Source organism: Candidatus Melainabacteria bacterium (assembly GCA_016193285.1).
In the GTDB taxonomy this organism is placed as follows: domain Bacteria; phylum Cyanobacteriota; class Vampirovibrionia; order 2-02-FULL-35-15; family 2-02-FULL-35-15; genus JACPSL01.
On the sequence record JACPSL010000038.1, the window covers coordinates 106,347 to 119,269 of the forward strand.

Here is a 12,923-nt window from a genome sequence, read left to right on the forward strand (position 1 = left end):
AAGTAAAGGGGATTTTTATTATGAGTGGTAATTTTATAAACAAACTTGCATCATTAGGTAATAAACCTACTGAAGTGTTGTTAATAGAAGATAATTCCAAAGACGCGGCCTTTATATCTGAACTTTTGCATAGCAATGAACAGTGCAAGTTTAATGTTACTCGTGTTGATAGACTGAAATATGGTTTTGAATATCTTGACAAAAAGGATTTTGATGTTGTCCTTTTAGATCTTACTTTACCAGACAGTCTTGGTTTTGATACACTTAAAAGTTTAAAGGATAGAATTCCTAAAGTGCCTATATTGATATTAACTGGATCTGTTTTAAAGCGTGAAGAGATGAGGCATTGTATAAAAGATGCAAGTGGTTATTTAGTAAAAGGCTACGTAGATAGTAATGGCTTGTCATGCAGTATATTGTCAGCTCTTAATGAAAACTCTTTTGCTTACCAGAATCAAACCATGCAGCCTGCTTAGTAGTAATTGACAAACTTCGATAATAAGATACTAGATGTCCCATTAATTCAATAACCATCTTTCTACTTATTTCAGTGTAGTCTTTTGCTTTTTCAGATGAAAGTTCCCTACTTCTTTTTTTTAGTACATTTGCATGAACCTCTAATACATCTTTTGGGCTAGCTTTAAGTATGCCTAGTTGCTTAGCAATAAAATTTATTTCGTCTGAGTATTTTTTATTATTTTTTTCTGACTTGTTTTGAATTTCTAATTCTAATAAATCTTCGTATTTTTCAACTATCTCCATAAAAAGTAGTGGGAAAGACTGACTTAATGGTACAAACCCATATAACTGAGTCAAAATATCACCATTAGGTTTATTTGCTAAATCTTCAAGATCGCTTATTTCTTTTTGATGCTCTTGAACTAATTTTATTTTTTCAAACTCTTGTTGAAGTTGCTTGCTTTTAGTGATGTCACGTACTATAACTGATGTTCCTGTAATTTTTCCTGAAGCATCTTTTATAGGAAATACAGTTAATGAAATATTTATTCTAGTGCCATCTTTTTTCATTCTGACTGTTTCATAATTTTCAAGATATTCACCTTCTTTTATGATTTTAGAAATCATAGGTAATTCTTCTTCTTTTTCTTGTGGTACTAAAATTGAACAATGCTTTCCTTTTATGTCTTTTGTACTATAGCCATAAATATATTCAGCAGCATGGTTCCAGCTTAATATAGTACCGTCAGATGCGATGCTAAAAATCGCATCACTTGAAGATTCAATGATAGATGCTAAAAGCAAGTGTAGTTCTTCGGAAAGTTTTTTTTCAGTAATATCTCTAATAATTGCACATATTGCAGTTATATCTCCCTTAGAATCCTTTATTGGAGCTAAGTCTGCTGAGACATAAATCTCTTTTCCATCTTTTCTTATTCTTTTTGCTTCATATTGAACTGTACGCTGGCCACTTTTTAGTTTTTCAACAATTTCAGTGATTATATCTTGATGTTCAGGTGGCATAACAATTGAAATATGTTTTCCAATAGCTTCACTTACTAAGTAGCCATATATTCTTTCTGCACTTGGATTCCAACTAACAATTTTGCCCTCAAGAGTTGTCGCTATAATTCCATCAGCAGAATATTCTACAAGAGAAGCTAACTGTGATTCTAAATCTTCAGCTCTCCGGGCTAATTCAGTTTCTAATTTCTTATTAGCCCCCTCTATCTTTTTTTGTTCAGTAATGTCTTTAATAATAGCTGCAAGACTAATTGGCTCTTTGTCTTCACCCCTTACAATAAAGACTGTAAGCAAAATAGGGACACGTGTTCCATCTTTTCTTATATATTCTTTTTCATATTCTTCAGGTTTACCTGTCTGTAGAATTCTTTCAATTATTTTAGCTTCGTATTCATAATACTCACAAGGAGTAAGATCCTGATATTTTCTACCTAACAATTCTTCTTTGGTGTAGCCTGTTAATTTAGAAAAAGATTCATTGACATCTATTAAAGTCCCGCTTAAAGTTGCATAGCCAATAGCATCTTTTGAAGAATTATAAATTCCAGTAAAACGCTCATGCATTTTTCTGTATTCTTCTTCAGCTTTTATTCTTATAGCTTTTTCTTCTTCAAAAACTGCAAGTTGTGCTCTTAAAACTTTTAGTTCTTTTATTAATTCTTCTCTTGTTCTCTCTTGAATAGTTAGTTGTGCTGCCATATGTTTTATTGATTTGGGCCTAAAACCAAGAGAGTAAACCTTCTCTCTTAATTGTTTGTAAGTGGAAAGATATCCACTAGTAAAAACTTACGAGTATTTTACATTCCAAAAAGCCTTGTTGGTTTAATTCAGTTTTTTTAAGTAGCATTTTTTAATGATCAGCATTTATTTTTCTTAAACTTCTTTAAATACCTTAATAAAAAATAAACCCAACTCGTATTTCAATTCTTACAATCTCTTACAATTTGAGGATCATTTCTTATCTATAGCCGTCGTTAAATTTCTTTAGAGGAGTTGTAGTGCTTTTTTTATATTCAACAACAGTTTTTGTAAGTGGCCTTTTGCTTTTTTGGATACAACCAATGTTTGCAAAAATGATTTTACCAGTGCTTGGTAGTGCACCAGCAGTGTGGAATACCTGTGTTGTTTTTTTTCAAGCAGTTTTATTGCTTGGTTATATTTATGCTCACGTATCAATAAAATTTCTTGGAGTACAAAAGCAATCTATTTTTCATATTCTACTTTTATTTTTACCTTTTTTTGTTTTGCCTGTCTGTATTCCAAAAGGATGGACACCTCCTGTAGGTGAAAACCCTATTTTGTGGCTTTTGCTTTTGCTTTCTTTCTCAGTTGGTTTGCCGTTTTTTATTATTTCAACAAGTGTACCAATGCTTCAAAAATGGTTTTCTTTACTAGGACATAAAACAAGTAGTGATCCTTATTTTTTATACGTATCAAGTAACTTTGGAAGCATGATAGGTTTGCTTAGTTATCCAATTGTTATTGAACCTTATTTAAAATTAGTAAACCAAAGTATACTGTGGTCTTTAGGATATTTTTTACTTGTGTTATTGGTTATATGCTGTGCTTTTACTTTGCATTTTAAAAGGGCAAATATAACTAGTCCTTCAACAACTTATACTGAAATAAGTGAAGATAGAGAAACACCATCTTCTACTAAATTTAAATGGATCATTCTTGCATTTATTCCCTCAAGCTTACTTTTAGGAGTAACAACTTATCTTACTTCTGAAGTTCCAGCAATTCCTCTTTTTTGGATAATACCACTAGTAATTTATTTACTTACTTTTATTTTAGTTTTTTCCAGGAAAGAGTTAATTTCTCATAAGCTCATGGTAAAAGTAATGCCTTATGTAATATTGCTACTGGCTGCTTTTTTAATTTTTGATATTGGAAAATCTACTTACCTTTTTAATTTAATACACTTATTAATGTTTTTTGTTGCTTCTATGGTATGTCATGGTGAACTTGCAAAAACAAGACCAGCTACTAAGTACTTAACTGAGTTTTATCTTTTAATTTCTCTTGGAGGTGTTCTTGGAGGAATGTTTAATGCTTTAGTAGCTCCATTATTATTTAACAGAATCATTGAGTACCCCTTAGCTATTGTCTTAGCTTGTTTAGTATGCCTTCACTTAACAAAAGCAAATTTACTAGACTATGTTCTTCCTTTATTAATTGGTTTAATTATTTTTATACTTATTAAGGTATTGCCACTACTTAGTTTAAAGATAAGCATACTTAAAATTATTTTTGCAATAATTTTGCCAATAATAATTTGTTTCTTCTTTTCAAAAAGACCTGTACGTCTTATTCTCTCTGTAGCAATTCTTTTAATAGCAAGTGTTTATTATAAATATTGTGAACAAGAAGTATTATTTATAGAGAGAAGTTTTTTTGGCATTCATACAGTAAAGTATGGATCTGGGAAAAAGTTTCATTCATTATTACACGGAAGTACCTTACATGGCTGCCAAAGAATTAATCCATTAAAACAAAAAGAACCTCTTGCATACTATAGTTATACAAGCCCAATAGGACAGGTTTTTAAAAATTTTGAAAATATAAATGATGCTTGGCATGTAGCTTTAATTGGTTTGGGTACAGGTTCTATTGCTTCATATGCAAAACCAGAACAAGTGTGGATGTTTTATGAAATTGATCCAACAGTAAAAAGGATAGCAACAAACCCAAAATATTTTACATATTTGCAAAACTGTTTAGCTAAACATGAAATAGTACTAGGCGATGGAAGACTATCAATTAAAAAAGCAAAGAATAGTTTTTTTAATTTAATTATTATTGATGGATTTGCTTCTGATTGTATTCCAGTACACCTAATTACAAAAGAAGCACTAGAACTTTATTTATCTAAGCTTTCAAAAAGTGGGATTTTAGCTTTTCATATAACTAATAGATTTTTAAGCCTGGAACCAATTTTAGGTAATTTAGCAGATAGCTTGGGATTAATTTGCCTTGCTCAAATTGATAATAATCAATTGCAAAGATCAAGTGGCAAGTATCCTTCCCACTGGGTAGTACTAGCCAGGAATAAATCTGACTTAGGGCGTTTGACTTATGAAAAAAAGTGGCATTTTGTATATAAGAGAAACAATATCCCTGTTTGGACTGATGACTTTTCAAATATATTCGGTGTATTTAAATGGATAAAAATTTAAGGGGTGTGTAGTAAAATCAACTGACATGAGAGGTAGGGGTTTATGAAAAAGATAATTTTTCTTGTACTGTGTTTTTCTCTTTTAACTTTTAATTTTTCTTATGCACAAACAGATGAATCTTCTGGTGGTGAAGATCTATCACTTGAAGAACAACTTGATAATTTACTTTCTGATTCAAATGGTGTCTGTGACCAGTTTAGAAAAAGCAAGATAAGAAAAGATCGCATGGCTGCAAGAAGATTAAAAATAATTACCAGGCAAATAGTTAGAGCAGTAAACCTTACTTCTCCACAAAAATGTTTAGGGCAGCTTCAAATGGGAATGAATGCATTATATAAACTTGTTTCAGATTTAGGTATTGGAATAAGTTGTGGACCACCAATACTCCCGCCATTTTTAGGAGAAGAAGATGATATTGCAATAAATAGCATTAAACCTGACTGTATTCAACCTGACCAACTTGGAAATCTTTTTAGTGAAATTTATGGTTTATATACTAGAGCAAGAGATTTGTTTCATGTTGATACTGATGCAAATGAAATCCCAGATGCTTGTGAAGACACTTAAAGATGCGAAGTTTTATTATTTTTGTTTTCTTCTTTCTTGTTATTTTAACAAGCAACTCTACTCAGTTTGTTTTTGCAAAATCAGGAGTTAAAAAAATGGAAATTAAAAGTTCTGCATTTCAAAATATGGGAATGATTCCAGTACAGTACACCTGTGATGGCGAAGATATTTCTCCACCACTTTCCTGGACTGGTGTTCCAGATGGTACAAAGAGTTTAGCCATTATTTCTTGCGATCCAGATGCACCAAGCGGTGATTGGGTTCATTGGGTAATTTATAATATTCCACCAAATACAAATGAACTGCAAGAAAATATCTCTAATGATGAAACGCTTTCGGATGGAACAAGACAAGGAGTAAATGATTTTCGTGCCATTGGCTATGGCGGGCCATGTCCTCCAGGTGGTACACATAGATACTTTTTTAAGTTATATGCACTTGATACTCTTTTAAATTTTGAAAGCAGTCCTACTAAAAGTAAATTGCTGAAAGCTATGAAAGAACATATCCTAGCTAAAGCACAATTAGTTGGAAAATATAAGAGATAGGAAATTAAACTTATTTAGATTCCAATATTACTACTTGTAGTAATGGTTCTCGTTTAAGTTCTTTATGAATTAATTTTATTAATTCACTTCTAACTTTTTCTTTTAAACTTTCAATATCTTTTCCATTGTTACTTAAAGCTTCGTTAATTGTACTAAGAACTGTTTTCGTTGCATCTGCAACAAATTTCCCACAAGTAGTATCTTCTTGAGTCAGTACTAATCCTTTTGCTTCTACCAATGGACCAGCTAAAACCTTTCCATTTCCAATAGTTAGCATAATACTTAAAAGTCCTTCAGAAGCTAGTTTATGCCTTTGTTCTAATACATTCTTATCTACATCTCCAATTCTTGTGCTATCTACCATAATTATTCCAGATGGAACCTGACCATTTAGTTTTGCTGAGTTTGTTGTAAGTTCTAATATGTCTCCATTTTCCATAATGAAAACATTTTTAGGATCAACTCCACACTCCACACCTAAATTACTGTGCATAACAAGCATTCTATATTCACCATGAGCTGGTAAAAAATATTTTGGTCTGACAATATTTAAAAGTAATTTTTGTTCTTCTCTACATGCATGTCCTGAGACATGAATTCCAGCATCTCTTCCATAAATAACTCTTGCACCTTTTGCGCTAAGTGCATTTACAACGTTTGCTACTGCTCTTTCATTCCCAGGAATTGGAGTAGCTGAAATGATAATTGTATCCTTTGGTTGAATTGCAATTTGTTTATGTTCATCAAAAGCCATTCTTGTAAGTGCAGATAAAGGTTCACCTTGTGAGCCAGTAGTTAAAATGACAACTTTTTCATCAGGTAATTTGTTTACATCATCTAGATTAATTAAAAGACCATCTGGAATTTTCATATGACCAAGTTCTTTTGAAACTGCAGCTAAAAGAATCATTGATCTACCAATAATTGCAATTCTTTTTTCTGCCTTTACGCAAATATCAAAGATTTGTCTTATTCTATGAACTTGAGATGCAAATGTAGTAACAATAATCCTGCCAGGTGCTTTATTAAATTCTTCTTCAAGCCTTGTATAAACAGAACGTTCAGATGGTGTATAACCTTCACGCTCAACATTTGTACTATCACTTATTAAAAGCAAAGCCCCGTCTTCAGCTACTTTAGCAAGTGAGTAAACATCAAAAAACTCACCATCTACAGGAGTATAATCAAACTTAAAATCTCCAGAGTGAACTATTTTCCCAACAGGTGTATGAATGATTAAACAAAAACTATCTGCAATTGAATGAGTATTTCTGACATAAGTAAAAGCAAGTGAACCAATTTTAAAAGTTTGTCTTGGTCTACCTTTATTTAAAGTCGTTTTATCCAATAGCTGTGCTTCTCGAAGTTTCTCTTCTAAAAGTCCAATTGCAAGTGAAGGGCCATATATAACTGGAATATCAAACTGTTTTAACATTGGTATAATTCCACCAATGTGATCTTCATGCCCATGAGTAATGACTAAGCCTTTTATTTTGTTTTTATTTTGAACTAAATAACTTATATCAGGTAAAACAATTTCAACTCCTGGCATTTGATCAGTAGGAAATGCAAGCCCTCCATCAATAAGTACAATCTCACTTTCATATTCAATAACCCATGTATTCTTTCCAATCTCACACATTCCACCAAGAGGAATAATTTTTACCTTGGCACTTGGTATAAGAGAGACATGATCATTGTTTGCCCCTTTTGTTACAACAACAGTATCATCACCACGTTTAACTACCTTACGGACACGTTTTTCTGGATTGTTTGATTTTTCAATTATCATATTTCCTATTTGGGGTTTGTTGAAACAACCCCCTACATTTCTATACCTGTAAACCTTTTTGTATCTGGGTAGACACATGGGTCTACCCTTACGTTACATTTTCACTTGTTCTTTGATACATATTTTATTTACTACTTCTCTAAGTTCATTTAATTGTTTTTCGTTTAATTTTACAAGCGGTGGTCTTAAATCTGCTTTGCAAATTCCTAAAATCTCAAGTGCTGCTTTTATACATGTAGGATTTGATGCCTTAAATAATGCTTTAAATAATGGAAATAATTTATTGTGAATTTCTTTTGCTGATTCTATTTTACCCGCAAAGTAAGAATTTATCATATCTTTAATCTCATTGCCAACAATATGACTTGCTACACTTATAACTCCTACTGCTCCTATAGATAACATGGGCAATGTCAAGCCATCATCTCCACTATATATAAGGAAGTCCTTTGGGGTTAACTGTATTACCTGGCTTGTATTTTCTAAACTTCCTGTTGCATCTTTATATCCAATTATATTTTTGTGTCTTTTTACAAGTTCACTAACTGTTTGTGGTTCTATGTTTATTCCTGTACGGCCAGGAATGTTATATAAAATAATTGGAAGATTTGTACATTTAGCAATTTGCCCAAAGTGTTCTAGGAGTCCTTCCTGATGTGGCTTATTATAATAAGGAACAACTGAAAGTACTCCATCTACACCTAATTTTTCTGCTTCTCTTGTAGATTCAACTGCTATGTGAGTTGAATTTGATCCTGTACCTAAAATAATTTTTACTTTACTACCTACAACCTTTTGGACAAATTTACAAAGCTCTCTTTTCTCTTCATGACTAAGTGTTGGACTTTCACCAGTAGTACCAGCAACAACAATTGCATCTGTACCATTTTTAATTAAATGGCCAATTAATTTTTCGGTCGATTCATAATCAATGTGTAGGGATGAGGTAATTTCATCTCTGCAAAAGGGTGTAACCATTGCAGTAAGGATTTGACCAAAAGGGGTTTGCATATATTTAAATATATAGATATAAAGGAGAAACGTCAACACCCTTTAGGATTTGATAATATGACGATATGACAAATGCAAAGATCAATCTTGCAATCCTCGGTGCTACTGGCAATGTTGGCCGTAACTTCCTTGAGGTGCTTGAACAAAGAGATTTTCCTTTTAAGAGTTTGAGATTGCTTGCATCTGAAAAGTCAGTTGATAAAAAAATAAAATTTAAAGGGAAAGAATATCCTGTTGAACTTGCTACTAAGAGTAGCTTTGAAGGTATTGATTTAGTTTTAGCATCTAGTGGTGCAGTGGTTAGTAAAGAGCTGGTGCCATATGCAGTAAAATCTGGAGCAGTTGTAATAGACAATAGTTCAGCATACAGAATGGAAAAAGATGTTCCGCTTGTTGTTGTTGGTGTAAACAATGAAGATCTGAAAAAACACAAAGGAATAATTGCAAATCCAAATTGTACAACTGCACAACTTATGCCTCCTTTAAAAGCTCTTCATGATCTTGCAGAGTTAAAAAGAGTAATTGTTAGCACATATCAAAGTGTCTCTGGTGCTGGTAAAGCTGCAATGGACGAATTAACAGAACAAACAAAAGAATGTCTTTGTAGGGGCGTACCACGGTACGCCCCTACAACACCTGCCAACAGGAGATTTGCCTTTAACGTCATTCCTCACATAGATGTTTTTGGAGAAGATGGTTATACAAAAGAAGAAACAAAAGTTATTAATGAGTCAAGAAAAATATTAGGTTTACCAGATTTAAGAATTACATGCACAGCAGCACGTGTCCCTGTTTATATTGGCCATAGTGAAAGTGTAAATGTAGAGTTAGAAAAACTAGTTTCAAGAGATGAAATTGTAAGAGCGTTCCATGGAATGCTTGATCTTAAAGTTATAGATGATCCACAAAATTTAAAATACCCTATGGCAATTGACATTGCAGGGACAGATCCTGTTTATGTAGGACGCATAAGAGAAGATAAATCAAATCCAAACACATACAACTTTTGGATTGTAGCAGATAATTTAAGACTAGGAGCAGCATTAAACGCAGTTAAAATTGCAGAGATTGTTGTAAATGAATATTGAGCAAGTAAAAGAAGCTTTATCAAAAGTAAAAGATCCTGAGCTAAATAGAGATCTTGTTGCTCTTAACATGTTGAGAGATATAAAGCTAGGCGGAGATAAAATTTCTTTTACTGTTGTTCTTACTACTCCTGCTTGCCCATTAAAAAATGTTATTGAAGATGATTGTAAGAAAGTTCTTACCAAAATTGGGTTTAAAGTAGAAAATATAAAAATTAATATAACAAGTGAAGTCCGCAAGCATGGGATTGTTAGCAAAGAGCCCTTACAAGGAATAAACCAAATTATTGCAATTAGCTCTGGTAAAGGCGGAGTAGGCAAAACTACTGTTTCAGTTAACATTGCAATTGCACTTTGTAAGATGGATGCAAGAGTTGGTTTACTTGATGCTGACATTACAGGCCCAAATGTACCTTTAATGATGGGGGATTCAGAACCACCAAAAGTAGAAAACGCAAAAATAATTCCAAAAGAAAACCATGGTATTAAATACATTTCAATGGGAGTACTTGTACCTGCTGAGCAGCCTGTAATTTGGAGAGGACCAATGCTTGATGGAGTAATTAAACAATTTTTAAGGGATGTAATTTGGGGAGAACTTGATTATTTAATTATAGATTTACCTCCAGGAACTGGAGATGCCCAGCTTACTACTTGCCAGGCAGTTCCACTTGCAGGAGGAGTAATAGTTACTACACCTCAAGATGTTGCATTACTTGATAGTAGAAAATCTGTAAACATGTTTAAACAATTAAAAGTACCTATTCTTGGTGTAATTGAAAATATGAGTTATTTTATTTGCCCAAAATGTAATGAAAAAACAGAAATATTTAGCTATGGTGGAGGAGAACAAGCTGCAAAAAATCTTAATGTTCCTTTCTTAGGCAGAATACCAATTGAACTTGAAGTTAGAATTGGTGGAGATAGCGGAAGACCAATTACAGGAGTTAATCCAAATCATCCAATCTCAAAAGTTTTTAAAGAAGTAGCCAGTCAAGTTGCAGCAAGCTCATCGGTAGCTACAATGAATACACAGCAGAGAAATAAAGAATAGTTTCTTTCATAACATCATTATGGAAAAAGCACTTTAGGTTGTTATAGAATTAGCTTAATTTAAACATGAGTTTAGTAAGTAAAGTTCTACCTTTTGTCAGGCAATGTTTTATCAACAGGCCAGATAATAATTCAATAGATAGATACTGGCCAGAAGAGCCTGTTGATAGAAGAGCATTTTTAAAATCTACACCAGGAGCTGTTCTTGCTGCAGGTTCAATCTTTTCTTGTAAATTACAAGCAGCAGAGCCAAGTAAACCACAAGAAAGACTCAAATCAAATCCGCTAATTGATCCACGCTTTATAAAACTTGCTAGAGAAAATCCTGATACTTATTTTGCAATGGAGTTCTTACAATCTCAAGCTTACATTCCAACTGTTGAAGATATAAAAATCGCACTTTCTGGTCAAGAGACTTGGTATGCGTATGGAGTTGGTAAAAACCCAAATGTAAGCGATGAGGATTTTAAAATGCTGCTTAAAGAAGCTCATGAAAAGACAAGCACAAAACTTGCTTTCGGAGTATTCCAGAACAAAAAAAATAAAGTTACACCAGAGTTACAAAAAGAACTGCGAGAAACAGTAACTAGTTCAACACCTAATAAATACAATAATACAAGGGCAACAATAATAGCAATGCATCCTACTTGGATAATGGAAGATAGCGACATAAAAATTGCGCTTAGTGGCAAAGCTCATTGGTTTATATTCTGGCTTACACAAAATCCAACACTTGGCAAGCAACTGTCAAGAGAAGACTTAAAGAAGTTTCAAGATTTTATCATATGTCATCCTAATGATGGCTACCTTTCAGCAGGGTTTCCACAAAATTCAGCATGTGAGTTTGATGAGGGCTTGATAAAGACCATAAGAAATAACCCTACAGGTTGGGCTAGTCATGCAGCTTTAAGAAATAAAAAATATCCAATTACAAATTGGGAGAAAATGTATTCACTATGTAACCCTAATAGTTCTCTTGCAAGCGGATTAACACAAACTCCTTATTACTTTGGAGAGAAATCTTACACAATTACTGATTCTGAAAAAGACATAGCAATGAAACTCTTCCGTAGTAAGTATGCATACAGAATTACAAGGGATGAAAATTGTAAAATTCTTGCACAACACAAAGAGTTTATAAGACAAAGCCTTGATCATGCAAATAGTGCTTTTGCAATAGGGGTTGCTCAAAACCTGCAATCCTTGGTTGATGAAGATGATCTGAAATGGATTATAAAGAACCAAGCCAATGCAAATACAAACTATGCATATGAAGTAGGGCTAAGACTTAGTTATGATCAAGTTAACACAAAGAAGTTTGAAACAAAACTAGGAACAAAAACTGAATCTATGACAATAAAAGAAGCTGTAACAAGTTATTTGGTTGATACTGCTTTTGCTGAAGCAGTAGTACAAAACATTAACTTTTCAGAAGAAGCTACCAATGTAAAAGACAATACAGTAAGCTATGAAGTCCCAAAAACTTACAAGAGATTAGCCAGAGATGCTTATAACCACACTAGATTTGCAGCTGGTTTAATTCAAAATCCTGACTATGGAGAGATGGAAGAAGAAGATATTAAAGCTGCAACCTCCTTAGATAGCAGGTTTGCATACTATGTAGCAAAACTTCTTAAGAAAGAACAAATTACAGAAGCTATAGAAAAATATGCTCTGTCAAAACCAAACAGTAATTTTACACTTGGATTATTTGAAAATGAAAATTACACAGCAAGTGAAAAATTTAGAGAACTAATAAAAGTAAAATCGAAAGATTACATTGCATATCAACTAGCAATGAGAAGAGCATATGAAGTTACATATAAAGACAAACAATTTGCATTTGAAAATCCAAACTCTCATCTTGCTTATGGACTCGGACAAAACAAGAGCTGGGGTAAAGTAACTAAGCAAGAAAAGATTTGGTGCATGAAAAATCCTAAAACTTTACTTGCAAAAGCACTTGCAAGTAATATAGATTGTTATGAATTTGAAGATAACGCAAAATTAGAAAAAGAATTTTTTGAAGGAGATTCAAACAATTTAAAAACTCCTTTTGCTAATGAAATAGCAATAAGAGAAGATTATCCAATTGGAGTTGATGATATTAAACGTCTTGAAGAAAATCTTCCTACTTTATACGGGCTTGGACTTAGACTAAATCCACAAAATCCAACTTCACTTTATAAATCTTTGTTAAGATAGA

General features: G+C 32.7%; 10 protein-coding genes. 7 read left to right on the forward strand and 3 right to left on the reverse strand.

Annotated elements, in window-relative coordinates; genetic code table 11:
• The first annotated feature begins 20 nt into the window (after window positions 1-20).
• The gene (locus HYY52_08670; protein ID MBI2996758.1) at window positions 21-476 is read left to right on the forward strand and encodes a response regulator; all 456 of its coding nucleotides are present in this window, start codon (window positions 21-23) and stop codon (window positions 474-476) included.
• Here HYY52_08670 and HYY52_08675 read toward each other — a convergent pair.
• Window positions 427-2,181 (reverse strand): PAS domain S-box protein, encoded by a 1,755-nt coding sequence (locus tag HYY52_08675; protein MBI2996759.1) that lies wholly within the window; start codon window positions 2,179-2,181, stop codon window positions 427-429. The genes HYY52_08670 and HYY52_08675 overlap by 50 nt on opposite strands.
• A gap of 299 nt (window positions 2,182-2,480) precedes the next feature.
• Here HYY52_08675 and HYY52_08680 point away from each other — a divergent pair, with 299 nt between their 5' ends.
• The 3 genes from HYY52_08680 (at window position 2,481) to HYY52_08690 (ending at window position 5,776) form a co-directional block, all read left to right on the forward strand.
• Complete coding sequence (locus HYY52_08680) at window positions 2,481-4,661, forward strand: fused MFS/spermidine synthase (protein MBI2996760.1); 2,181 nt, start codon at window positions 2,481-2,483, stop codon at window positions 4,659-4,661.
• Window positions 4,662-4,703: 42 nt separating this feature from the next.
• A complete protein-coding gene (locus tag HYY52_08685; GenBank protein ID MBI2996761.1) occupies window positions 4,704-5,228 on the forward strand; it encodes a hypothetical protein in 525 nt (174 codons plus the stop codon).
• A 95-nt stretch (window positions 5,229-5,323) separates the two neighbouring features.
• Window positions 5,324-5,776 carry a YbhB/YbcL family Raf kinase inhibitor-like protein gene (locus HYY52_08690; protein MBI2996762.1) on the forward strand — a complete coding sequence of 151 codons (453 nt, stop codon included), beginning with the start codon at window positions 5,324-5,326 and terminating at the stop codon, window positions 5,774-5,776.
• 10 nt (window positions 5,777-5,786) lie between these two features.
• Here HYY52_08690 and HYY52_08695 read toward each other — a convergent pair whose 3' ends face one another.
• Window positions 5,787-7,568: a ribonuclease J gene (locus HYY52_08695; protein ID MBI2996763.1), complete on the reverse strand. Its 1,782-nt coding sequence runs from the start codon at window positions 7,566-7,568 to the stop codon at window positions 5,787-5,789.
• A gap of 93 nt (window positions 7,569-7,661) precedes the next feature.
• Complete coding sequence (dapA, locus tag HYY52_08700) at window positions 7,662-8,579, reverse strand: 4-hydroxy-tetrahydrodipicolinate synthase (GenBank protein MBI2996764.1); 918 nt, start codon at window positions 8,577-8,579, stop codon at window positions 7,662-7,664.
• Window positions 8,580-8,644: 65 nt separating this feature from the next.
• On the opposite strand from dapA, the gene HYY52_08705 reads away from it, so the two are divergent.
• The 3 genes from HYY52_08705 (at window position 8,645) to HYY52_08715 (ending at window position 12,922) form a co-directional block, all read left to right on the forward strand.
• On the forward strand, window positions 8,645-9,667 hold the full coding sequence (locus HYY52_08705; GenBank protein MBI2996765.1) for an aspartate-semialdehyde dehydrogenase: 1,023 nt from the start codon (window positions 8,645-8,647) through the stop codon (window positions 9,665-9,667).
• Entirely contained in the window at window positions 9,657-10,718 is a 1,062-nt protein-coding gene (locus tag HYY52_08710; GenBank protein MBI2996766.1) for an Mrp/NBP35 family ATP-binding protein, read from the forward strand. The genes HYY52_08705 and HYY52_08710 overlap by 11 nt, the downstream gene beginning before the upstream one ends.
• A gap of 65 nt (window positions 10,719-10,783) precedes the next feature.
• Window positions 10,784-12,922, forward strand: coding sequence for a hypothetical protein (locus HYY52_08715; protein ID MBI2996767.1), 2,139 nt, complete (start codon window positions 10,784-10,786; stop codon window positions 12,920-12,922).
• The last annotated feature ends 1 nt before the right edge of the window (window position 12,923 follow it).